The organism is Bradyrhizobium sp. USDA 4452, from assembly GCF_054063575.1.
The window spans coordinates 2704502-2727492 of record NZ_JBSSGK010000001.1 but is presented as its reverse complement, the minus strand read 5'-3'; the positions used below and the strand labels follow the sequence as shown (position 1 = coordinate 2727492).

Annotated in this window: 21 protein-coding genes and 1 pseudogene; 9 read left to right on the top strand and 13 right to left on the bottom strand. The window is 65.6% G+C overall.

Annotated elements, in window-relative coordinates; translation table 11 throughout:
- Positions 1–10: 10 nt before the first annotated feature.
- Both ACVISU_RS13095 and ACVISU_RS13090 read right to left on the bottom strand, forming a co-directional pair.
- Positions 11–1149, bottom strand: a pseudogene (locus ACVISU_RS13095) (acyl-CoA dehydrogenase family protein).
- A 4-nt stretch (positions 1150–1153) separates the two neighbouring features.
- The gene (locus ACVISU_RS13090; RefSeq protein ID WP_083992021.1) at positions 1154–2011 is read right to left on the bottom strand and encodes an enoyl-CoA hydratase; all 858 of its coding nucleotides are present in this window, start codon (positions 2009–2011) and stop codon (positions 1154–1156) included.
- Between the two features lie 159 nt (positions 2012–2170).
- Between ACVISU_RS13090 and ACVISU_RS13085 the strand changes: the two genes are divergently transcribed.
- Genes ACVISU_RS13085 through ACVISU_RS13075 form a run of 3 tightly spaced genes read left to right on the top strand, consistent with a single transcriptional unit; the run spans position 2171 to position 4209 of the window.
- Positions 2171–2785 (top strand): LemA family protein, encoded by a 615-nt coding sequence (locus tag ACVISU_RS13085; RefSeq protein ID WP_050404104.1) that lies wholly within the window; start codon positions 2171–2173, stop codon positions 2783–2785.
- 22 nt (positions 2786–2807) lie between these two features.
- A complete protein-coding gene (locus ACVISU_RS13080; protein WP_456707205.1) occupies positions 2808–3707 on the top strand; it encodes a TPM domain-containing protein in 900 nt (299 codons plus the stop codon).
- A gap of 4 nt (positions 3708–3711) precedes the next feature.
- The gene (locus tag ACVISU_RS13075) at positions 3712–4209 is read left to right on the top strand and encodes a TPM domain-containing protein (protein ID WP_456707204.1); all 498 of its coding nucleotides are present in this window, start codon (positions 3712–3714) and stop codon (positions 4207–4209) included.
- Positions 4210–4321: 112 nt separating this feature from the next.
- Here ACVISU_RS13075 and ACVISU_RS13070 read toward each other — a convergent pair whose 3' ends face one another.
- The 4 genes from ACVISU_RS13070 to ACVISU_RS13055 form a co-directional block, all read right to left on the bottom strand.
- Positions 4322–4936 (bottom strand): glutathione S-transferase family protein, encoded by a 615-nt coding sequence (locus ACVISU_RS13070; RefSeq protein WP_456707203.1) that lies wholly within the window; start codon positions 4934–4936, stop codon positions 4322–4324.
- A gap of 103 nt (positions 4937–5039) precedes the next feature.
- Positions 5040–6353: an MFS transporter gene (locus tag ACVISU_RS13065; RefSeq protein ID WP_050404107.1), complete on the bottom strand. Its 1314-nt coding sequence runs from the start codon at positions 6351–6353 to the stop codon at positions 5040–5042.
- Positions 6354–6480: 127 nt separating this feature from the next.
- Entirely contained in the window at positions 6481–7290 is an 810-nt protein-coding gene (locus ACVISU_RS13060; RefSeq protein WP_050404108.1) for an MBL fold metallo-hydrolase, read from the bottom strand.
- The gene (locus tag ACVISU_RS13055; protein ID WP_050404109.1) at positions 7287–7661 is read right to left on the bottom strand and encodes a Crp/Fnr family transcriptional regulator; all 375 of its coding nucleotides are present in this window, start codon (positions 7659–7661) and stop codon (positions 7287–7289) included. The genes ACVISU_RS13060 and ACVISU_RS13055 overlap by 4 nt, the downstream gene beginning before the upstream one ends.
- Before the next feature lie 204 nt (positions 7662–7865).
- Here ACVISU_RS13055 and ACVISU_RS13050 point away from each other — a divergent pair, with 204 nt between their 5' ends.
- From ACVISU_RS13050 to ACVISU_RS13040, 3 genes are all read left to right on the top strand, one after another.
- The gene (locus ACVISU_RS13050) at positions 7866–8942 is read left to right on the top strand and encodes a hypothetical protein (protein ID WP_456707202.1); all 1077 of its coding nucleotides are present in this window, start codon (positions 7866–7868) and stop codon (positions 8940–8942) included.
- A gap of 90 nt (positions 8943–9032) precedes the next feature.
- A complete protein-coding gene (locus tag ACVISU_RS13045; RefSeq protein ID WP_456707201.1) occupies positions 9033–10580 on the top strand; it encodes a hypothetical protein in 1548 nt (515 codons plus the stop codon).
- A 93-nt stretch (positions 10581–10673) separates the two neighbouring features.
- Positions 10674–10838 (top strand): hypothetical protein, encoded by a 165-nt coding sequence (locus ACVISU_RS13040; RefSeq protein WP_172803532.1) that lies wholly within the window; start codon positions 10674–10676, stop codon positions 10836–10838.
- A gap of 90 nt (positions 10839–10928) precedes the next feature.
- Here the strand turns inward: ACVISU_RS13040 and ACVISU_RS13035 are convergent, their stop codons facing one another.
- Together ACVISU_RS13035 and putA are read right to left on the bottom strand one after the other, a co-directional pair.
- Positions 10929–12134, bottom strand: coding sequence for a CaiB/BaiF CoA transferase family protein (locus ACVISU_RS13035; protein ID WP_456707200.1), 1206 nt, complete (start codon positions 12132–12134; stop codon positions 10929–10931).
- Positions 12135–12345: 211 nt separating this feature from the next.
- The gene (gene putA, locus ACVISU_RS13030) at positions 12346–15357 is read right to left on the bottom strand and encodes a bifunctional proline dehydrogenase/L-glutamate gamma-semialdehyde dehydrogenase PutA (RefSeq protein WP_456707199.1); all 3012 of its coding nucleotides are present in this window, start codon (positions 15355–15357) and stop codon (positions 12346–12348) included.
- 126 nt (positions 15358–15483) lie between these two features.
- On the opposite strand from putA, the gene ACVISU_RS13025 reads away from it, so the two are divergent.
- Both ACVISU_RS13025 and ACVISU_RS13020 read left to right on the top strand, forming a co-directional pair.
- Positions 15484–15948 carry an Lrp/AsnC ligand binding domain-containing protein gene (locus tag ACVISU_RS13025; protein WP_050404114.1) on the top strand — a complete coding sequence of 155 codons (465 nt, stop codon included), beginning with the start codon at positions 15484–15486 and terminating at the stop codon, positions 15946–15948.
- A gap of 91 nt (positions 15949–16039) precedes the next feature.
- Entirely contained in the window at positions 16040–16690 is a 651-nt protein-coding gene (locus ACVISU_RS13020) for a hypothetical protein (protein ID WP_050404115.1), read from the top strand.
- A 168-nt stretch (positions 16691–16858) separates the two neighbouring features.
- Here ACVISU_RS13020 and ACVISU_RS13015 read toward each other — a convergent pair whose 3' ends face one another.
- From ACVISU_RS13015 to ACVISU_RS12995, 5 genes are all read right to left on the bottom strand, one after another.
- Positions 16859–17059 carry a cold-shock protein gene (locus tag ACVISU_RS13015; RefSeq protein ID WP_021079749.1) on the bottom strand — a complete coding sequence of 67 codons (201 nt, stop codon included), beginning with the start codon at positions 17057–17059 and terminating at the stop codon, positions 16859–16861.
- 282 nt (positions 17060–17341) lie between these two features.
- Entirely contained in the window at positions 17342–17653 is a 312-nt protein-coding gene (gene sorB, locus ACVISU_RS13010; RefSeq protein WP_050404116.1) for a SorB family sulfite dehydrogenase c-type cytochrome subunit, read from the bottom strand.
- Positions 17654–17664: 11 nt separating this feature from the next.
- Positions 17665–18864: a SorA family sulfite dehydrogenase catalytic subunit gene (gene sorA / locus ACVISU_RS13005; protein ID WP_456707198.1), complete on the bottom strand. Its 1200-nt coding sequence runs from the start codon at positions 18862–18864 to the stop codon at positions 17665–17667.
- 217 nt (positions 18865–19081) lie between these two features.
- Positions 19082–19309 (bottom strand): hypothetical protein, encoded by a 228-nt coding sequence (locus ACVISU_RS13000; protein WP_050404118.1) that lies wholly within the window; start codon positions 19307–19309, stop codon positions 19082–19084.
- A gap of 161 nt (positions 19310–19470) precedes the next feature.
- Positions 19471–21207, bottom strand: coding sequence for an adenylate/guanylate cyclase domain-containing protein (locus ACVISU_RS12995; RefSeq protein ID WP_456707197.1), 1737 nt, complete (start codon positions 21205–21207; stop codon positions 19471–19473).
- Positions 21208–21421: 214 nt separating this feature from the next.
- On the opposite strand from ACVISU_RS12995, the gene ACVISU_RS12990 reads away from it, so the two are divergent.
- Entirely contained in the window at positions 21422–22972 is a 1551-nt protein-coding gene (locus ACVISU_RS12990) for a glycosyltransferase family 39 protein (protein ID WP_347336823.1), read from the top strand.
- Positions 22973–22991 lie beyond the last annotated feature (19 nt).

The window sequence follows — 22991 nt, the reverse complement described above, 5'->3', positions numbered from 1 at the left end:
GCGCTCTCCGTTACGCGTGGGCGCGGCCGCTCAGCGCGGCGTGGCGGCGATAATGATGGGCGCTGCTGCCGAACAGCGTGTCGAAGGCGAGCAGCCGCTTGAAATAGGCGCCGATGTCGAGCTCCTCGGTGACGCCCATCGCGCCGTGAAGCTGCACCGCTTGCTCGGCAACGAAGCGCGCGCATCTGCCGATTTTCGCCTTGGCGCCGGAAGCGGCGCGGCCGCGGGCCACGGGCTCGGCGCCCGCCATCAGCGCAGCGCGCAGCGCCATCGACCGCGCCTCGTCGACCTGCATCGCGACGTCGGCGAGGCGATGGCGGATCACCTGGTTGGCCGACAGCGGCCGGCCGAACTGCTTGCGGATCTTGGTGTATTCGAGCGTAGTGTCGAGCAGCGTCTGCATGATGCCGACCGCCTCGGCGCCGAGCGCGGCCATCGCCCGGTCGACCACGGTCTCGATCGCGGGCAGCGCATCCCGTCCGTCGCCGAGCAGCGCGTCGGCGGGCACTTGCAGATCGCTGAGATCGAGATTGCAGCCGTGCCCGCCGCCGAGCCGCGCGTAGTCGCGCAAGGTGAGACCCGGTGTACCGGGAGGCACGAGGAACAAGCAAAGCTTGCCAGATGCGCCGTTGGCGTTGGCGGTGCGGGCCGAGACGATGATCTGGCTGGCGGCCGCGCCGTCCAGCACGGCGATCTTGCTGCCGTTCAGCCGTCGGCGGTCTTGGCGGCCGTGGTGTCGACATGGGCGAGGTCGAACCGCGCGGCGCGCTCCGAATGCGCGAAGGCAAGCGTGAGCGCGCCCTCGGCGACCCTGGGCAGGATCGCCTGCTGCTGTGCCTCGGTGCCGCATTCGGCGACCAGCGCAGCGCCGATCACGACCGTGGACAGGAACGGCTCGGACACCAGGCCGCGGCCGAATGCTTCCATCAGCAGCCCGATCTCGATCGCGCCGCCGCCGAGCCCGCCATGGGCTTCGGCGATCGGCAGCGCCAGCCAGCCGAGCTCGGCGAACTGCTTCCAGATCGCGGGTGAATAACCCAGCGGATCGTTCGTCGCCTTCTTGCGATGCTCCGATGTGAAGGTCTCCGCCACGAAGCGGTCGGCACTTTCGCGCAGCAGGCGCTGCTCGTCGCTCAGGGTAAGGTCCATCTGATTACTTCACGTTGGCGTTTTTCTTGACGGAGGGATGCAGGCCCGCAGGGTCCACTATCATTCCGAATTGCTGCAGGTTGTGGGCGTGGCAGAGCTGATGCAGCGCGAACGCCTGATCGATCGCGGCGGGTTGGCCCATGATGTCGATCGAGCGGTTCACCGCCTCCTTGGATAGCTTCAGCGCGAAGGCAGGCTTGGCCGCGATCCTGCGCGCCAGCGCCAGCGTGAAGGAGGAGAGATCGCCGCGCGGCACCACGTGATTGACCATGCCGAGGCGATGCGCCTCGTCGGCGCTCCAGACATCCGCGGTGAACAACATCTCCTTGGCCTTGCGCGCGCCGAGTTCCCAGGGATGCACGAACCATTCGACGCCGCAGACGCCCATCGTCACGACGGGATCGCAGAACTCGGCATCGTGGCTCGCGACGATCAGGTCGCAGGCCCAGGCCAGCATCAGCCCGCCGGCGATGCATTTGCCGTGGATCTCCGCGATCGTGGGCTTGGCGAGATTGCGCCAGCGCCGTGTGATCTGCAGGTAGATCTCCTGCTCGCGCGCGAAGCGGCCGTGGGCGTTCGGTTCGGCGAAGCCGCCCCAATTTCCGACTGGCGGGAAATCGACGCCGGCCTCGTTCTTGCCGGCGGGCCGCAGATCGTGGCCAGCCGAGAAATGCGGGCCGTTGCCGGCGAGGATGATGACCTTGATCGCGTCGTCCTGCACTGCCTGGTCGAAGGCGGTGTTGAGGTCGTAGGTCATCTGCAGGTTCTGGGCGTTGCGCGCCTCAGGGCGATTCATCACGATCCGCGCAATCGCGGGGTCGGGCCGCTCGACGACGATCGTCTCGAATTGTTCAGACGCCAATGGATCCTCCCGGGACCGATTTTTCCGCCATGATGAACGGCGCGGGGAGGGAGTGGCAAGGGCTATCGTCTGCAAAACCGCCCGCGTATCCCGCCGCGCGGGATTGTCAGCCGGAAATCTGTTACTCTGATACGAGAATCCACCGGGAGGACCATCTTCATGCGCAAGCTTTGGACCGTGCTGGCAGCGCTGGCGACCTTGAGCCTGACCAACTGCGGCTACAACGCGATCCAGACCAATGACGAGCAGGTCAAGTCGAGCTGGTCGGAGGTGGTGAACCAGTACCAGCGGCGCGCCGATCTGGTGCCGAACCTGGTCAACTCGGTGAAGGGCTTTGCGCAGCAGGAGAAGGACGTGCTGCTCGGCGTCACCAACGCGCGCGCCAAGGTCGGCAGCATTCAGGCGACGCCCGAGGTGCTCAACGATCCCGCCGCGTTCCAGAAGTTCACCCAGGCGCAGGGTGAACTGACCAGCGCGCTGTCGCGGCTGCTGGTCGTCACCGAGAACTACCCGCAGCTGAAATCGGATGCGCTGTTCCGCGATTTGATGGCGCAGCTCGAAGGCACCGAGAACCGCATTACCGTGGCGCGCAATCGCTACATCAAGGCCGTGCAGGACTACAACGTCGGCATCCGCACCTTCCCGAACAATCTGACCGCAATGGCGTTCGGCTACAAGGAGAAGCCCAACTTCACGGTCGACAATGAGAAGGAGATCTCGACCGCGCCGAAGGTCGACTTCAATCCGGCTCCGGCGCCCGCGCCGTCGAAATAGCGTCGGCGGGGCGCCTACCGCGATGACTGTCGCACGCGTCATCCTGATCGCTTTGCTGCTGGGCTTCGTGTGCCCGGCGTGGGCGGAGGTCGCAGTGCCTCAGCTCACTGGCCGCGTCGTCGATCAGACCGGGACGCTGTCGGCGAGTGACGTTGCGTCGCTGAACGACAGGCTGAAGGATCTGGAGACCCGCAAGGGCAGCCAGATCGCGGTTCTGATCGTGCCGACCACGGGCGAGGAAACCATCGAGCAGTTCTCGATCCGCGTTGCCGAGGCCTGGAAGATCGGGCGCAAGAAGGTCGACGACGGCGCGCTGTTCGTCGTCGCCAAGAGCGACGGGCATCTGCGCATCGAGGTCGGCTACGGCCTCGAGGGCGTGCTGAGCGACGTCGTCACCCACCGCATCATCGACGAAGACATCACGCCGAAATTCAAGGCCGGCGATTTCGCCGGCGGCATCTCGGCCGGCGTCGACCGCATGATCCGTCTGATCAATGGCGAGCATTTGCCCGCGCCGGAGCCCGAGCATTGGCAAGGGCCGAACCTGGTCGACTTTGCCAATCCAGTGGTGATCTTCGTCGTCATCATCGCGGCGAGCGTGTTGCGCGCGATGCTGGGGCGGCTATTGGGCTCGGTCGCGACCGGCGGTATCGTCGGCGTCTTCACCTGGATGGTCGCCGGCTCGCTCGCCACCGCCCTGGTGATCGGGCTGTTCGCCGCCGTTGCGGCATTGATCTTCGGCGGATTGAATTTCGGCGGTGCGGCGGCCGGCTCGGGACCGTACCGGCGTGGCGGCGGTTATTCCGGCGGCTGGTCGGGCGGCGGCGGTGGCTGGAGCAGCGGCTCGAGCTCGGGCGACAGCGGCGGCTTCAGCGGCGGAGGCGGCGGCTTCGGCGGCGGCGGCGCCTCGGGGAGCTGGTAGGCACATGGGCATCAAGCGCATCGGCAAGCATCTGCTCGAACACCGATGGCGCGTGCGGCGCGAGTTTCCGCCGCGCGTGCTCCATGCCATCGAGCAGGCGATCAAGGCAGGCGAGGCGACGCATTCGGGCCAGATCCGCTTCGTCGTCGAGGGCGCGCTCGATGGCGTGCCGCTGTTCCGCGATCAGCCGGCGCGAGAGCGGGCGCTCGACGTGTTCGCGCACCTGCGGATCTGGGACACCCATCACAACAATGGCGTTCTGATCTATCTTTTGCTCGCCGACCGCGATGTCGAGATCGTCGCCGATCGCGGCATCGATGCCAAGGTCGGCCATGCCGGCTGGGAAGCGATTTGCCGCGCGATGGAAACGGATTTCCGGGCCGGCCGGTTCGAGCAGGGCGTGATCAAGGGGATCGAGGCGGTGTCGCGGGAGCTCGCGAAGTATTTCCCGCACGTCGAGGGCGGACCGAACGAGCTGCCGGACAAGCCGGTGGTGATCTAGGCCCGACTCTCCCCGCGTCATTGCGAGCGAAGCGAGGCAATCCAGCTCTCTACGTGCGGCGAGGTGGATTGCTTGGTCGCTGTCGTTCCTCGCAATGACGGCTCTGAAAGGCTTACGCCTTCACTGACGGCCGCGCACCCACACGGCTGAACCAGGCCAGGATGTTGCCGTTCGACAGGTCCAGCGGCTGGCCGACCTGGTTGCCGAAATCGAGCCAGCAATAGAGCAGCATGTCGGCGAGGGTGAAGCGCTTGCCGCAGATATAGTCGCGGCCGTCGGCCATCTGGTCGTTCAGCCACTTGATGCGGTTGGCGGCGATCATCTTCAGCCCGGGCGAGGCCTCCGGCGCCACCGGAATGCGCTTCTCGAAGAATTTCAGCGCCTCGCCGAAGCGGTAGCCGTTGGCGAGCGGCTCGGCGATGTTGAGATCGACGCGGCGGGTCCACATCCGGCACTCGGCGCGCTCTTCCGGCGTGCTGCCGATCATGGCGGGCGTGGGGTGCTTCTCCTCGAGATATTCGCAGATCGCCGTGATCTCCGAGAGGTAGTTGCCGCAGTCGAGCTCGAGCGTCGGCATCTGGCCGTGCGGATTGCGCTTCAGATGCGCAGCCTCACGGTTCTCGCCCTTGCGCAGGTCGACGGTCTGCTTGGGGAGCTCGATGCCCTTCTCGGCCATGAACATGCGCACGATGCGCGGATTGGGCCCGATCGAGTCGTAAAGCTTCATCGTCCTCGCTCCCTGTTCTTCAGTGTTATTCTTGTCGCTGTTGAACAGGCCACGCGCGGATTTGTCAAATGCAGCGCCGCAGGCGTGGTCGCGCACGCGGACCTCATTGCGCGGGCTGAGTTGCGATTCCCGGCACGGAAGGTCTCCCGCGATAGACCGACAGACCCACGAGACCCACCGCCGCGGCGAACAGGATGTAGTAGACCGGTGCAGCCTTGTCGCCGGTGATCTGGACCAGCCAGGTGTTGATGAACGGCGCCAGCCCGCCGAACAGCATCACGGCGAGATTGTACATCAGCGATGCTCCGGTCGAGCGCACGCCGACCGGAAATATCTCGGTCATGAAGGCCGGCATCGGCCCGGCCAGGGCTCCGAGCAGGACCGCGACGATCTGCAACTGCCAGAGGTTCGCGGTGGTCGGGGCGGCGACGAGCCGCTGCAGGATCACGTAGAACAGCACGCTGTAGATGATCAGCGCCGGAACGAGGACCGCGCGACGACCGATCCGGTCGGAGAGCGCGCCGCATGCCACCGCCACCGCCGCATTGACGAGGCTGACGACGAGCAGGCCGAGCTGCGCGTTCAGGATCGGCAGCTTCAGCTCAGCGACCGCATAGGTCGGCAGAAAGATCGCATTGACATAGTTGATCGCCGTACCGGCGGCGATCAGGCAGAACGAGGCAATCAACTCGCGCGGATGCTCGGAGAACAACTGGCCGAGCGTGGTCTGCCTGCTCGGTTGCGCCGTCGCGGCCTTCTCGGCGAGATAGGCCTTGAATTCGGGCGACTCGTCGCACTTTTGCCTCAGGTACCATCCGGTCGGCCCGATCAGGATGCCGAGGATGAACGGCACGCGCCAGCCCCAGCTCGCGAAGGCGTCGGGCGACAGGCTGACATTGAGGCCGATCGCCATCGCGGCACCGAGGCCGAACGCCAACGATTGCGACACCATCTGGAATGAGCCGTAAAAGCCGCGCCGGCCGGGCGGCGCGAATTCGATCAGCATCGCGCTGGCGCTGCCGAACTCGCCGCCGGCGGAGAATCCCTGGATCAGCCGTGCCAGCAGCAATAGCAGCGGCGCCGCGATTCCGATCGCGCCATAGGTCGGCAGCAGGCCGAGCAGGCCGGTGCCGATCGCCATCAGCGATATCATCACGACCAGCGCCTTCTTGCGACCGTGCTTGTCGGAATACAGCCCGAACACCAGGCCACCCAACGGCCGGGCTGCAAAGGCGATCCCGAATGTCGCGAAGGTCAGCAGCAGCGAGGAATGCGGATTGTCCGCCGGAAAGAACAGCTTGCTCAGGATGCCGGCGAACAGGCCGAAGACGGTGAAGTCGAACCATTCCAGCGCATTGCCGATCGTGGAGGAGATCACCACCCGGCGGCGCATCTGCGCCATCGTGTCAGCCTGCATTGGTTTCGTCTCCCCCGCTATCGGCAATGGCTTGCATCGCCGAGCCCATGATTTTTGTCATTGTGGGCCGATCCTAATGCAAAGTCATGGCAGGCCACAACGGGTGACCTTGGGCTCGGTCCGACCGTCAATCGTCGAGCTTGTTGAGGTCGCGTACCGACTGCATGATCGGCTCGAAATTCGCGCGTGCATCGAGCGCATCGAACAGTTGCGCGGTGTCCTCGAGCAGGGCATGCGAGCGCTGCAGCGCGATCCGCACATCATCCTGCGGCGTGTCGGACAGGCGGCCATGACCCGACAGCAGGATCTTCGAATTGAGCCCCTTCAGCCGTTCCAGCGACTGGATGTAGTCGGCGATCGAACCGGAGCCGAACACGCCGCCCATCACGCCGCCGGGCATCAGCGTGTCGGCGGCGAACAGCAGCCCCTTGTCCTGATCGAACAGCGAGATGCAGGCCGAGGTGTGGCCTGGCGTGTACATCACGTTGAGGCGGAAATTGCCGAGGTCGATCAGATTGCCTTCCTCGAGCCAGATGTCGATGTCGATCGGCACGTTCGGTTCGTTGAACATCTTGCGCAGCATCGAGAAGTCGTCGCGCAGCATGATCTTGTTGGCGGCGAGCCGGTGCGCGGCGATGTAGGCCGAGCCATGGAAATGATAGGCCGCGCCGATGTGGTCGAGATGCTCGTGGCTCAGCACCACCATGTCGATCATGTCGGGCGTCACCCCGAGATGGTTGAGACAGGCGACCAGCGACGGATAGTTGGTCGACAGCCCGACGTCGATCATGATGGTCCGCTTGCTGCCGCGCACGAGATAGGCGTTGGCCGCACGATTCTTGAAGCGGATCTGGTAGACGTCGTCGGCCGCCTGGATCAGCGTCGCGACGTCGGCGTCGAACAGCGTCTTGAACGGGCTTGGCTTGCGCTCGCTCATGGTGCAGCCGCCGTCCGGTATGTGACGGCGTTGGAGGCGCGCAGCCGTTTCGAGAGTGCATCCATCACCATCAGCGCGAAGGCCGGCTGCTGGCTGACTAGATAGACGAAGCGGGCGTGATTGATCCGCATCACTCGCGTCGCGGGCGCGGAGGCGATCGCGGTTGCCGAGCGCGCCGAGCCGTCGATCACGGCCATCTCGCCGAAGAACTCGCCCTTGCCGAGGCTGACGATGACCGTCTTGTGTCGGCCATCGATCTTGGCGATGTCGACGGTGCCGTCGAGCACGACGAACAGCTCGCGGCCGGTCGAGCCTTCCTCAAAAATGACGTCATCGACATCAAATTCATTGATGCACTTCTCGATCGTCATGGCGCTCTCCTGCCTTCTGGCTGGAAGACGGCGGTATGTTAATCGGGAAAGCGCCGCGCGCAAACGGAGCTGACGCAGATTGCCGCACGGCAACATCGCCCAAATCCGGCCCGGAAAACTCCCTAAAATTTAGGTAATGGCGGCGCGGGGTAACCATTTCGCAAGCAATGAAAGTTACCGAATTGTCAACCTATCCTGGAGACTTTGAACGTGAGTGAGCAGCAGAGCGAGCCGGTCAGCGGTCAAGCCGGCGCCGAGACGGCGGCGAAGAGCGAGCCCGTGATGGCCGCGGCCGGTGCCGAGGCTGTCAGGCTTGCGCCCGAGCAGGAAGAGACCTCGCCAAAGGCCGACGCGCCCCGGATGGACGCGCCGAAGGTTGAAGCCCCCAAGATCGAGCCGTCCCGGCTTGATCCGGTGATCGAGGCCAAGATTGACGCCAACATCGGCGCCAAGATCGAGCCGACCAACATGGACGTGCCCAAGGTCGAGACCGGCAAGCGTGAAGAGCCGCGTTTCCCGGGCAAGCTGATGATCATGGCGCCGGGTGACCGGACCTGGGACCACGAGGCATCCGCCTCCAGGCCGGGCACCGAGCAGAGCGGCAAGACATCAGGCAAACCGGCCGGTACGCGCCGGTTCGGGGCCATGGCCGCGGTGATTGCGCTGGCGACCGTCGCGGGGGCCGTCGGTGGTGCGCTCGCGACCGCCGGGCTTAGCCATCTCGCCGCGCCCGCCGCTGCCTCCGTCAGGGATGTGGCTGCCAAGGACGCTGCCAACGCCGCCGCCAAGGAAGCGGCCGATGCCTCCTTCGCCCGGATTGAATCCGAAATCGCCGGGCTGAAGGCCAGCCTGGAGCAGACTGCCAAGGCCGGCCAGGCCCAGTTCAGCAAGGCCAGTGACCGGATCGAGAAGGTCGAGAAGGCCCAGGCCGAGCCGATCGCCAGGCTCAACAAGCTCAGCGAGACCGTCGACAAGCTCCGCGCCCCGCAGACGACCGTCGCCGCCGTGACGCCCGCCCGCGAGGTGACCGGCTCGGTCCCGCCGGTGACCGCCGCGGCAGCACCCGCCGCCCCGAGGCCCGAGGTCGGCCGCATGCCGGTGGTCGACGGCTGGGCGCTGCGCGACGTCGGCAATGGCGGCGCACTGATCGAGGGCCGCGGCGGCATCTACGAGGTCTATGCCGGCGATCCCGTCCCCGGCCTCGGCCGCGTCGATGCGATCCGCAAGCAGGATGGCCGTTGGGTGGTCGTCACCAGCAAGGGTCTGATCGTCTCGCGCTGATCTGTGAAACGCGACGATACCAAGGCGCTTCACCGCGATGTGAAGCGCCTTTTTTCTTGAATAGGGTTTGCCGTGCGGTGTTAGTGGGGCATGAGCCGCGCGCTGAAATGCCTCCTGGTGATGTCCGTTCTGTTCGGCGGCGCCGTGCCTGGGCGCGCCACGGAGCATTTCGCGCTCGAGCGCGGCGCGGCGGTGATCGATCCCGCGATCCTGCGCGAGCTCGATCATGGCCGCTTCGGCCTCGGCCGGATGCTGGCACCGGAGCGCGCCGCCGATACGCCGCTGTCCAATCGCGACCTGTTCGGATTGCCTGCGATGGTGCCGGTGCGCGAGGCGCTCGACCGCGAATTCGATCACTATGTCGGAAAGCACAAGGCAAGCCTGCCGAACGAGAGCATCGGGGTCGGCGACAGCTTTGCGTTCCAGCTGTTCGATCGCGCGCTGCTTGAATCCGCTGACGTTCGCTTCGTGCTGGCCGGCATCGTCAACCGCATGGACCGCGCCTATGTGGCGCCGAAAGATTGCGGCGAGATCCGGTTGATCTACCGGCTGACCCGCACCGACGTGCCGCTGATCGGCGAGAACGCGGTCTCGCAGCGGCTGCCGATGACGCTGAACCTGGTGTTGAAGGCGAAGGGCGACGGCAACGATGCCTCGCTGACCTGTCGCGAGCTCGCGCGTCGCTGGCTCGCAACCGCCAGCGCGCCGCCGACGATGGACAGGCTGTTCGGCAAGGACGGGCCGCTCGACCTGATCGATGCCCGTAATATCGATCGCATCGAGACCAATCTGCAGATCGCCCACGCGCCGAAATCCGCGGTGCGCGACTTCCGCACCGACTATCTCCTGAAGGTGTTCGACCATGACGCCGCGGCGAAACGCTTTGCCGAGGCGCCGCTGGAGAACCAGATCGACCGCGATCGTATTCTGGCCGACGCGGCCTTGAAGCGCGACTTCAGGGCATGGCTGCTCGATCCCGGGCATTTTGCCGAGCTCGATCGCGGCACCTTGCTGATCCCCGATCGCTTCCTCGCGACATCAGCGGTGGCGCCAACGCCGACCGGTTTTGATGTCAGTGATCTGGAGCCTGAGTTCGGGATGGTGCAGGGCGAGGGGACGGCCGGCACGGCGGTGTTCTCGGAAGGCGACGTGGTCGACGCGTTGCAGAAGGCCGCAGCCGACGGAACGAAGCTGCAAAACATCCAGTCGCTGGCCGGCTTCGAGCGGCGCCTCAACGACGTCACCTGCGCCGGATGCCATCAGACCCGCGGCATCGGCGGCTTCCATTTTCCCGGCGTCGACTGGATGGCGGCAAAGCCGTCGAACTCCACCGTGGTGCCGGCCTCGCCGCATTTCTTCGGCGACCAGCCTCGCCGCCGCGACATCCTCGCCAGCTTCCGCGACGGCAAGGCGCCGGACTTCTCGCGCGGCTTCTCCAACCGGCCGCAACTGCGCGCCGGCGCCGAGCTTGCCGGCACCGAATACAGCGACGGCTGGGGCGCGCATTGCTATCTGCCGGACGCTAAACCGGCCCAGACCGACCGCAGCTTTCGTGGCTGGACCTGCGCCGAAGGCCTCGCCTGCCAGGTCGCGGGGAAGACCTCACGGATGGGGATGTGCTTCGTGCAGGGACGGTGAGTTCTGCCGGAACCGAAGCGGCTGCGCGTCATTATTTGATGCTACACTCGAGCTTGCCCAGGACCTGACAGCTCTTGACCGGAGACCGGCCCGATGAGTGCTTCCGAGGACAACAAGCAGCGCAATCGCGAGATCGCGGCCAATGAGGCCGAGCGTCAGGCGGTCAGCGCCGTCCGCGTCAGCAGCTGGGCGATCGGGCTCGCGGTGATCATCGGCATCATCGTGGTGGCCATCGCCTGGGCCTGGATGAAGCGCTGAGCTTTCCTTGTAGCCCGGATGGAGCGCAGCGCAATCCGGGAACGGAGTATTCGAGGACGCTTCGCTCCATCCGGGCTACGTGTCGCGTGACTATGCCACCGCGCCGGACGCGCGCAGCTTCCGGATCGTCGCCTCGTCGTAGCCGGCCTGGCGCAGGATCTCGTCGGAGTGCTCGCCGACCTCGGGCGGCTTGCGTGGCTGCACCTTCTTGGCGCCGTCGATGAAGATCGGGCTGTTGACGGTGAGCATGGTGTCGTTCTCGAAGCGCACCAGCACCTCGTTCTCGATCATCTGCTTGTCGTTCGGAATGTCGTCGAGGATGCCGACGACGCCGAACACGAGGCCATTGCCGTCGAGGATCTTGCGCCATTCGGCGAGGTCCTTGCCGGCGAACACCTCGTCGAAGATATTGATTAGCTCGACCGAGCGCGCATGGCGGTCCGCCTTGGTGGCAAAGCGCGCATCGGCGATGAGGTCCTCGCGGCCCATGCAGCGCGCCAGTGTCGGCCATTGCCGGTCTTCGTTGAGCAGCGACAGGATCAGCCAGCGGCCGTCCCTGCACTTGTAGTGGTTGGTGACGGCGTTGAGCGCCTCTTCGCGCGGCTTGCGCTTCTTGAATTTGGCGCCGGCGAGCTTCGCCTGTGCCAGCACGCCGTTGGCCCAGACGCCGTTGGCCATCAGATTGGTCGAGACATGCGAGCCCTTGCCGGTCTTCTCGCGCTGGAACAGCGCGGTGACGATCGCACCGTAGAACGCCATTGCGCAGGGGTGGTCGCCCATGCCGGCGACCGAACGCGCCGGCGTGGTGTCCTCGTCGGCGCGCACCAGATCCATCAGGCCGGAGCGGGCCCAATAGGCGTTGGAGTCGAAGCCGGGCTTGTTGGCCTCCTCGCCCTTCTCGCCATAGCCGGTGAACGAAGCGTAGATCAGCCGGTCGTTGAGATGGGCGAGATGATCGTGGGTGATGCCGAGCTTTTCGCGCACCTGCGGCGGCATGTTGGTGATGAACACGTCGGCTTCGGCGACCAGCTTGTAGAGCACCTGCTGTGCGTCCGGTTTGGTGAGGTCGAGCGCGAGGCTCTTCTTGTTGCGGGCCTCCAGCATCCACGCGAAATTGTGCTCGCTCGCAGGATAGCCGGGCAGGTTGGGCAGATTGCGGTAGGGATCGCCGGCGCCGGGCGGTTCGATCTTGATGACGTCGGCGCCGAAGTCGGACAGCACGGTCGCGGCCGCGGGCGCCGCGATGAAGCTCGCGCAGTCCAGGACCTTGAGCCCGTCAAAAATGCCTTTTTCCATCGTGCCGTCGCTCCCGTGGCGCTTGTTGGTGTTTTTCCGGTAGCTGGAATTATCGTGTGCGATGATCCCGATCGGACCGCCATTTGACCCATCTCGGGGGCACGATGCAACGGCTTGTTGAGCGTCATTGCGAGCGCAGCGAAGCAATCGATACCTCATCCCGGGATAGGTGGATTGCTTCGTCGCTCTGCTCCTCGCAATGACGCATCCGTTACTCCACGCCCGCCATCAGCGCCGCATTGCCGCCGGCGGCGGCGGTGTTGATCGTCACCGTCTGCTCGGTGGCGAAGCTAGTGAGGTAGTGCGGGCCGCCGGCCTTGGGGCCGGTGCCGGAGAGGCCGCTGCCGCCGAACGGCTGCACGCCGACCACCGCGCCAATCATGTTGCGGTTGACATAGATGTTGCCGACCTGAAGACGATCGATCACGTGCTCGATCGTGTCGTCGATGCGCGAGTGGATGCCGAGCGTCAGCCCAAACCCAGTCGCCTCGATCGCGGAAAGCACCTCGCCGAACCGTTCGGCGCGGTAGCGCACGACATGCAGGATCGGGCCGAACACCTCCTCACGCAGCTGGCTTGCGGACGAGAGCTCGAAGATATGCGGCGCGACGAAATTGCCTGCAGGGGCCTCGCCGGCGAGATGCACCCGCGCTTCCTTTTTCATCCGCGCGATGTGCGCGTCGAGGCGCAGCTTGGCTTCGGCATCGATCACCGGTCCGATATGCGTCGATGGCTCCGATGGATCGCCGATCTTCAATTCGCGGGCCGCGCCAGCGATCATCTCGATCATGCGGTCGGCGACGTCGTCCTGCACGAACAGCAGCCGCAGCGCCGAGCAGCGCTGGCCGGCGGAACGGAACGCCGAGGTCACGACGTCATCGGCAACCTGCTCGGGCAACGCGGTGGCATCGACGATCATCGCATTGATGCCGCCGGTCTCGGCGATCAGCGGCACGATCGGGCCGTCCTTGGCCGCGAGCGTCCGGTTGATCGATCGCGCCACCTCCGTGGAGCCAGTGAAGACCACGCCAGCAATGGCGGGATGGCTGACCAGCGCGGCACCGGCAGTGCCGTCGCCCTGAACCAGATGCAGGGCCGATGCTGGCACGCCGGCCTGGTGCAGCAGCGCGACGGCCTCGGCTGCGATCCGCGGGGTCTGCTCGGCCGGCTTTGCGATCACCGCATTGCCGGCCATCAGCGCCGCCGTGACCTGACCGAGGAAGATCGCGAGCGGGAAATTCCATGGCGAAATCGCGACGAAGGCGCCACGGCCGCGCAGCTCCAGCACGTTGCTTTCGCCAGTCGGCCCGGGCATCGCCTCGCCCTGGCCGAACAGTTTTTGACCGAGCGCTGCATAGTAGCGGCAGAAGTCGATCGCCTCGCGCACCTCCGAGAGCGCGTCGTCGAGCGTCTTGCCGCCTTCGCTCTGCAGCAGGGCGAGGAAGTGCGCGCGGCGCTGCTCGAGCAGGTCCGCGGCCTTGTCGAGGATCGCCGCACGTTGGGCGGCGGGCGTTGCGTTCCAGGCCTTGAAGCCGGCGCGGGCGGCAACGACCGCGGCGTTCGCCTGTTCGGCCCTCGACGTTGCGACCATGCCCGACGCCGCCTTGGGTTCGGCCGCGATCGCCGATGTCAGCGCGTCGAGCGCCTTTCGCTCGCCGAACTCGATGCCGTGCGAATTCTCGCGTTGCGGCCGGTAGAGATCGGCCGGCAATGGAATTCCGGAGTGCGCCGCGTTGTCGTCGGCGCCGATGATCTCGGCCGGGCGGCGCAGCAGGTCCACGATGGAAACGCGATTGTCCGCCGCCAGCGCCACAAAGGACGAATTTGCGCCGTTCTCGAGCAGCCGCCGCACCAGATAGGCGAGCAGGTCGCGGTGGCTGCCGACCGGCGCATAGGTGCGGTGCGCGATCTCCGGCCGGTCGTCGCCGAGCTGGGCGTAGAGCGCTTCGCCCATGCCGTGCAGCCGCTGGAATTCGAAGCTCGTGGGATCGTCCGACAGTTCGAGGATGGTCGCGACCGTCAGCGCGTTGTGAGTGGCGAATTGCGGAAACAGCCGCGGCCGCAAGCCGAGCAGCTTGCGCGCGCAGGCGACGTAGTTCAGATCGGTCATCGCCTTGCGGGTGAACACCGGATAGCCGTCGAGCCCGCGCTCCTGCGCGCGCTTGATCTCGGTGTCCCAATAGGCGCCCTTGACCAGGCGCACCATCATCCTGCGGTCGAGCGCGCGCGTCAGTGCATCGATGTAATCGATCACGTCGGCGGCGCGCTTCTGATAGGCCTGGATCGCAAGCCCGAAGCCGCTCCAGCCGGCGAGCGACGGGTCGGCGAAGGCAGCTGCGATGACGTCGAGCGACAGCTCCAGCCGGTCGCCTTCCTCGGCATCGACGGTGAAGTTGAGGTCGAACGCCTTGGCGCGGCGCGCCAGGTCGATCAGCTGCGGCACCAGCTCGGTCATCACGCGAGCGTGGCTAACCGCCTCGAAGCGCGGATGCAGCGCGGAGAGTTTGACTGAGATGCCGGGCCGGTCGGGCAGGGCCTGATCGCCGGCCGCCTTGCCAATCGCGTCGATCGCGCGGGCGTAGGATTCGAAATAGCGGCGGGCATCGTCGGCGGTGCGGGCGCCCTCGCCAAGCATGTCGAACGAATAGCGTGAGCCGCGTGCCGTGTGCGATTGCGCCCGCGACAGCGCGGCCTCGATGGTCTCGCCGAGCACGAAATGGCTGCCCATCAGCCGCATCGCCTGCCGTGTCGCAGCGCGCACCGCAGGGGCGCCGAGCCGCTTGGTCAGCCGACCTATCGTGCCTTGCGGTGTTTCACCGGGCTGGATTACGCGGGCCGACATGCCGAGCGCCCAGGCCGAGGCGTTGACCATGAACGCGCTCGATCTGGTCTCGTGGTTGACGAAGTCGCCCTGGCCGAGCTTGTCCTCGATGAACTGGTCGGCGGTGCGCGCGTCGGGCACACGGAGCAGCGCCTCCGCGAGCACCATCAGCGCCAGGCCCTCCTTGGTCGACAGCGCGAACTCGCGCAGCATGTCCTCGACCCCGCCGAGCGGATCGTCATTGGCCCTGATCGCCTCGATCAGGCGTCGCGCGGTGCGGTCGACCCCAGCCTCCTGATCCGCGCCAAGCTGCGCATCCCGGCGCAGCCTGCCGGCGATTGCGGTGTCATCGGGGGCGTAGGGCGCGCTGAACGGCGGCGGGAGCGGGGATGGGTCGGGCATGGCGGTTCCTTGGCGGTTCCTCGATGGTTGCACAGGAACACCTACGCGCGGTCGCACCGTAGTTCGATAGACAAATTAGCAGAGTTGCCTTAGAAAATCCGGATCATCTCAAATATTGCCGTGGATATGACAGAGATAGATAAGACAGACCGCAAAATCCTCTCGATCCTGCAAGGAGATGGAAGGATTGCCAATGTAGAACTGGCCGAGAGGATCGGCCTGTCGCCGACCTCCGTCGGCGAACGGCTGAAGCGGCTGCAGCGCGACGGCTTCGTCGAGGGCTATGGTGCGCGGCTCAACCCGCACCGGCTCGGCCTCGGCCTCCTGGTGTTCGTCGAGGTGCTGCTCGACAAGACTACGCCCGACGTATTCGAGAAGTTCGCCAGGGCCGTGCAGAACGCCCCGGAAGTGCTGGAGTGCCACATGGTGGCCGGCGGCTTCGACTATCTGGTCAAGGCCCGCGTCGCCAACATGACCGCCTACCGCCGGTTTCTCGGCGAGACCCTGCTGGCGCTGCCGGGCGTGCGCGAGACGCGAACCTACGCGGTGATGGAGGAAGTCAAGCGCGACGCGCCGCTTCCGGTCGGCTGACAGGCGCAGGATCCGATCCACAGCCATGCGCAGGATGTCTTGGCATCGCGGCGCACCCGCGATAATTCTCCCCTCAGTTGGGGGCCGCGACATGGACGATGCCAATCAGCCGATAGGTGCGAGTCGAGCCGGGGTTGCCGGCGCGCTATGCGCAGCCATCCTGTCGCTATCCGCGATGACGCCCTCCCGCGCGGCCGAGCTCAGCTCCGGCATCATGCAGCTCTATACGTCGGTCTCGATCTATCCGCCGTCGGCCTCGGCGATGACGGTGTGTTACGGCTTCGTCTGCCGGCGCCGCGAGATGCTCGACTTCAGCGCGGCCGACCGGGCGGCCCTGGCCAGGATCATGGCCACTGGCCGCGCCAACGCCGCCGCCGAACGCGCGGCCGTGCAGAAGGCCGTGATCTGGTTCGACCGCCGGATGGGGCCGATCCTCGGCACCGACAAGCGCGTGGCGAAAGCCGACTTCCGCGCCAACGACGACAAGCACAATTACGATTGCTGGGACACCACGCGCAACACCACCAGCCTGATGCTGGTGATGCAGTCGTGGAATCTGTTCAAGTTCCACGACGTGGGGGACCCCCACTATCGCGGTTTTCAGCTGATGCAGACGCCGCACAATACCGCCGTGCTGGTGGAGCGCGCGACCAAGGTGGAATGGGCCGTCGATCTCTGGCCCCGCGGCTATCTGCAGCCGCCTGACGTCATGACCGTCGCCAAATGGGTGACGGAAGATTGAACGGCTGAGTGTTCGTGCCGCGCGCGATCCAAGGCGGCCGGAGAAAAGTTCAGCGTCGTGACGCGCGGGCGCCGTGCCCGCTCCGCCGAACGTCACGTCGTATGATGTTGGATCGGCCCTCACTCCCGGATCGTGTCCGAGAGTGCGCCGCTGATCTCGCGCGGTGCGCTAGACCTTGAGGTTCTCGGCTGACGTCTTGCCGCGATTGGCGATCTCTTCGTATTCAACAGACTGGCCTTCGTTGAGGCTCTGAAGACCGGCCTTCTGAACTGCTGAAATATGCACGAAAATGTCCTTGCCGCCTGTAGCGGGCTGGATGAATCCATAACCCTTGGTCGGGTTGAACCACTTCACTGTACCTTTGGGCATTCCAGTCGTCTCCGCGGAATCAATCGAAAACAGACCAGTCGGTCCCCGCACAAACCGGCTTGTCCGTACCGCACAGGATAGCAGTTTGAAAAAAGCTGGGTAGATCAAACCACGGTGTGTTTTCGCCCGGAAACAACCCGGTTTGCAGGGTTTTGCTGCCGGATTGCCTGTTTCGTGGTCAATTGATGCGCTGCAAAAGAGATCGGTTCCAGTGAACCGATTTGGATCAACGGCCCCCGCGCGGGGTTTCTGCCGGTGCGCGGGGGATGAATCGGCCGCGTCTCAATAGGTCGCGGAGAGATACTCGACGATCTTGCTGACGTCGGCCTGGTCGATCGGCGCGCCGTAGACCTTGATCATCTTGGTCACCTCGGCCTGCCAGAAGTCCTTCTTGAACTTCTCGCCCTGCGGCTGGGTCTTGATGTAGTCGGCCGAGTGGCAGGCGGTGCAGTTGTTCTGCACCACGTCGAGGTTGGGACCCGGCTTGAAGGTCGCGGTCTCCTCGGGAAGCGTATAGTTGACGGGCGCGGCCATCGTAGCTCCGATCGACAGCATGGCGATCGCGGCGAGGGAGGCAAGCAGCTTGCTGGTCATGATGCTTCTCCTCAGGCCGCGGTGACGCGCACGGTTTCGACGACGTTGCGCAGATAGCCGGCGGGATTCCACAACGGGTCCATCGGCTGGGTGTCGCCGGCATTGTTGGTGGCGCGCACCTTCAGCTCCGAGGCGCCGGCCGGCAGCGCGACCTTCAGCTTCCATTCGCGGAATGCGTATTTGCCGAGATACTTGCCGAGCTTGGCCGGTGTCCAGCTCTTGCCGCCGTCGGTCGAGACCACGACCTCCTTGATGCCCTTGCCGCCGTCGAAGGCGATGCCGCGCAGCGTGATGCGACCGGCCTTCAGCTTGGCGCCGTCGGCAACGCTGGTGATGAACGAGCGCACCGTGAAGCGGTTGATCGGGATCGTCGCCTTTGGTGCGGTGCCGGGCTCGACCGCGTTGTTCGGCGTGTCCGGAATCCGGTAGGCGGACTTCATCCAGAAGCCCTCGAACACGCTGTCGATCACGGTGATCTCGTTGAGGTGCTTCACCCAATAGGTGCCGTAATAGCCGGGCACCACGAGGCGGAGCGGGAAGCCATTGAGGAACGGCAGGTCCTCGCCGTTCATGCCCCAGGCCAGCATCACCTCGCCGTCGCGCGCATGGTCGATGTCGAGCGCTTTCACGAAGTCGGGCGTCGTCTCCATCACCGGGCCGTCCATGCCGTTGAAGGTGACCTGCTTGGCGCCGGCCTGCACGCCGGCCATGTCGAGCACGGTCTTCAGCGGCACGCCGTGCCAGCGCGCGCAGCCCATCGCGCCGTTGCCGAGCTGGCCGCCGGCGACGCGCGGATTGAAGAAGCCGCGGCTGTTGCCGGAGCACTGGTTGACGGCGACGAGCTCGACGGCTTTCAGCTTCCGGATCTCCTTCAGCGACAGCTTGAGCGGCTTGTCGACCTTGCCCTTGATCTCGAGCGTGAACTTGTCCGGGTCGAGATCGTAGGGGACGCCGGCGAGATGATAGCGGACGAAGAACGCGTTGTTCGGCGTGAGCGGCCCGTCGTTGAAGATCGCAAACGGCGTTTCCAGCTGCGGCGGCCGCGCGGTCAGGCCGATCATCGTGCGCTTCTGCGGGTAGCGCACCAGCGGCCGTTCGCCGTTGCCGAAGGGCATCGTCACGGTGTCGAGGGCCAATGCGCCCCTTGATCCCAGCCCCGTCACCAAGGCGGCCAACCCGGCGCGCTTCATCAAGTCTCGTCGATCGAGCATTCCGCTTCCTCCGAAGCTATTCTGTCGTGGGCTGGTCATCACCAGGCTCACTCTGCCTTGCGCGCCTTCGCATCATGGAATGCGCGCACGACAAATGACGCATCGGGCAATTGCAAGTCAATTGAGCTTTCGCAGCGTCCAACGCCGCTGCGTCGCAATAACGAAAGCCCCGGTCGCATCAGACGACCGGGGCATTTCCATCAAGACGAAGGTTGGATCAGTAGCAGACGTTCACGGTGCGATAGCGATAGCCGTAGGGCGTCAGCACCAGGCGGGTGACGTAGCAGCCGGAATCGACGAAGCCGACCGAGATGCCCGGGCCGCCCCAGAAGTGATGGTGGTACGGATGCCAGAAGAACGGTTTGGCGGAAGCCGAGGTCGGCGCCAGCGCGGCGGCAGCAAGCGTTGCAGCAGTGGCGAGAGCGAGCGTGACTTTGCGAAGCATGGTCGTCTCCTTCAGGTGCGCGTTGAGCTCTGTCGCGGCGCGGTTGCAGTGTTACCCATCGCCGGTCAGTCGCATCCGGCATAGGACGCGTTCGAGCATCTCTGCTCAACGCAGCTTCGGATGTGCGGCAGGTCACATTGAGTGAAGGGGACTGAACCCGGTCAGGCCGCGACGGCACGCCGGTCGTCGACCAGCGCCGACAGGACGCGCGTCGACTCGACGGTGCGCACCGTCATCGGCTCGTTGCGGCCGCGGATCGCGACTTCCTGCGCCGGCAGGGCATCGTCGGCAAGGCCCGCGGTGGCGCGCACCTCGTCGGAGATGACCGCCTCGGAGGCCAGCGCCTTGGTCATGTCCTGCAGCCGCGCCGCGACATTGACGGCGTCGCCGAGCGCGGTGAACACCATGTGGTCGCGATAGCCGATATCGCCGACGATCACCTCGCCGCCATGGATGCCGATGCCGAAGCGGATCGGCTCGCGCAGATCGTGGCTGAGAAACTGGTTCAGCTCGTCGATATTGGTTGCGATCAGTGCGGCCGCGCGCAGCGCCTGGCGGCAAGCCACCTGGCGGTCGGTGCTCAGCCCGAACAGCGCCAGCATGCCGTCGCCGATGAACTGGTTGGGCCGGCCGCCGGCTTCCAGCACCGCCTGCGACACCGCGCCGAGGAAGCGATTGACGATGAACACGGTGTCGAACGGCAGCCGCTTCTCGGCAAGCTGCGTCGAGCCGCGCATGTCGACGAACATGCTGACGAGATATCGCTCCTGGCCGACCCGCGTCGGATTGCCGGCGTGTGCGTTCGCCGACATCGTGTGCGGCAGGAACAGCTGGAAGAAGGTCAGGTCGCCGGTCGGCCGCAACTGGCAGGCCAGCCGGATCGACGGATCGTCGGTGCCGACCCGGTGCAGCACGAAGGCCTCGCGCGGCGAGGGCTCGGGCAGCGCGGCGTGATCGCCGATGATCCGGATACGGCAGGTCGAGCAGCGTGCACGGCCGCCGCAGACGCTGGCATGGGGAACGTTGTAGCGCAGGCTGGCTTCCAGCACGCTCAGTCCCTTCGGCACCCGCAGCGTGCGGCCGTTGCCGTAGGACAGCGCGATCATGCCGCCGCGGCGCTCCAGCAGCGCACGCGCGCCGCGCGCCAGCAGCACGAGGCCGAGCAGGCCGAGATAGCCGATCGTCAGGTCATCGGTGATTCGCTCGAGCATGGTCCCTTGGGCCGCCGTCCCGAGCTTCTGCACCGAGAGCTCCTCGCGCCGCCAGTCGGGATCCTGATAATCCGCGATGGTGGCGCGGCCGGCCTGATAGATGCCGAGTATCGCCAGCGTCGGGATCAGCACCGCCGTCGCGAGCAGGAACGGCGCGGCGCGCGTAAAGAACGCCCGCAGCCGCAACCAGAAATACAGGCCGATGCAGCCATGGACCCAGGCGATCACCAGCACCGCCAGCATCGTCCAGAGCCGGTTCGGCGAGGCGATGAAGAAGGTGTACAGCTCCTGCGGGTAGAGCTTTTCGTGCCCGTACAGGGTCTGGCCGAGCCGCACGCCGACGACGTGCGCGACGATCAGCATTGGGATGCTGAGGCCGAGCGTCAGCTGCAGCGGCTCGATCGCCTTCCAGCGGAACTCGCGGCGCTGGTACAGCGCCCAGATGCCGAGGCCGGTATGCACCAGGCACGCGGAATAGAACACGATCGCGACCGGCAGGAACTGCCAGAACTCGGTGTGGTAATGCACCCCGATCGCCATCGCCTCGGTCGAGATATTGCCGAGCGCGTGGTTGAGGAAATGGCTGATCAGGTAGGCGAACATGATCGTCCCCGTGACCAGGCGAACCTGCCGCTGGCCGATGCCGCGGGCCATGTCCTGCAAATGTTCGCGCGAAGGGGACGCCATGTGATTCATATCGGCAATTCTAGTGCTTAATTCCCGCGCTGAACACCACCGCCGGTCCGGACACGCTGCGGTAGCGGGCATTGCAGCACGTTGACACTCCGTTAAGAGTCGAACAAAAAGCGCCGTGACGATAGCCCATCCCGATAACATCAGCGTCAAGCCGGCCCGGTTGCGTGCGCCGGATTGGCGTGGCGTCATTGCCGTGATCGCCGCCATGACCGCGATGCGGCTGGCCTATGCCCATGCGCTCGATCTGCGCACCGACGAGGCCTATTACTGGACCTGGTCGAAGGAGAACGTGCTGTCGTTCCTCGACCATCCTCCGATGGTCGCCTGGTTCATCCGTTTTGGCACAGCTATTCTCGGTGACACCAATCTCGGCGTTCGCCTCAGTGGCATCGTGGCGATGCTGGCGACCCAGCTGCTGCTCGCGGACATCGTCCGCCGCGTGACATCGAACAATGTCCGCGCCGTGATGCTCGCGCTGCTGCTGCCGGAGGCGGCGCTGTATTACGGATTGTTAATGGCCAAGGTCGCGCCGGATACCGCGCTGATCCCGTTTTCGGTGGCGATGCTGTGGTCGCTGGTGCGACTCGCGCAGAGCAATGACGGGCGCTGGTGGCTCGCCGCGGGGCTGTTCGCCGGGCTGTCGCTGCTGTCGAAATTCACCGCGATCATGTTCGCGCCGGCGGTGCTCGCCTTTGCGCTGGTGCCGGACTGGCGCTGGCGCTGGCTGCGCAGCCCGTATCCCTACCTCGCCGCGCTGATCGCGATTATCGTGTTCTCGCCGGTCTTGATCTGGAATGCGGAGCATGACTGGGCCTCGTTCCGCTTCCAGGCGGTGCGCGCCACCGTCGAGCGCGATCTCACCTTCCGCACGCTCGGCGAGTTCATCGGCATGCAGTTCGGCCTCGTCGGCTTCGTGCTGCTGCCGGTGACGCTGTTCGGCACGGTGCTGACGGCATGGCGCGGCTATGTCAGGCGCGAGCCGGTCGCGATCCTGCTCGCAACATCGGTGCTGGTGCCGTTCGTCTATTTCCTCTGGAAGTCGCTGACCTTGCGGGTCGGCGACACCTGGCCGATGTTCCTGTGGCCGGCCGGCTTTGCGGCCGTTGCCATCAACGTCACGAAGATGCCGTTCGAGGGCTGGTCGCTCGGGCTCATCAAATCGACGATCTCCTGGGCGCGGACCGCGATCGCATCGGGCATCGTCTTTGTCGTCTGCGTCTTCCTCTATTACATGTTCGCGCCGTGGAATCTGATCGGCCGCACCGATCCGATCGGCACCGAGGCGGGCTACGATGTGGTGGCCGCGCGCACGTTGGCGCAGGTGCAGGCGACCGGTGCGAGCTGGGTCGCGACCACGGACTATCGCACCTATGCGATGCTGCGCTGGATGCTGCGCGGGCGGGTGCCGGTCGTCGAGATCAACGAGCGCGGCCGTTTCCAGGGCTTTGCCGATCCCGGCATGAGCGAGATCCGCGACCACGCCGGCATCTATGTCGGGCGCGAGCCCGAGAACAATCTGCCGCTGTGGAGCGAAACATCCGCGCTACGCCAGCCGCTGGAGCGCGTGACGCGGAGCTGGCGCGGCATGGTGATGGACACCTACGCGCTGGAGAAGATCTCGGGCTGGACACCGGACCTGTCGCCGCCGCCGGACACCACCTTCTTCCGCTGGCGCGTGCTGGCGATGTTGAGCGGACCTTGCGAGATCCCCTTCTCCCCTTGTGGGAGAAGGTGGCAGCCGAAGGCTGCCGGATGAGGGGTATGTCTCCGCGCGA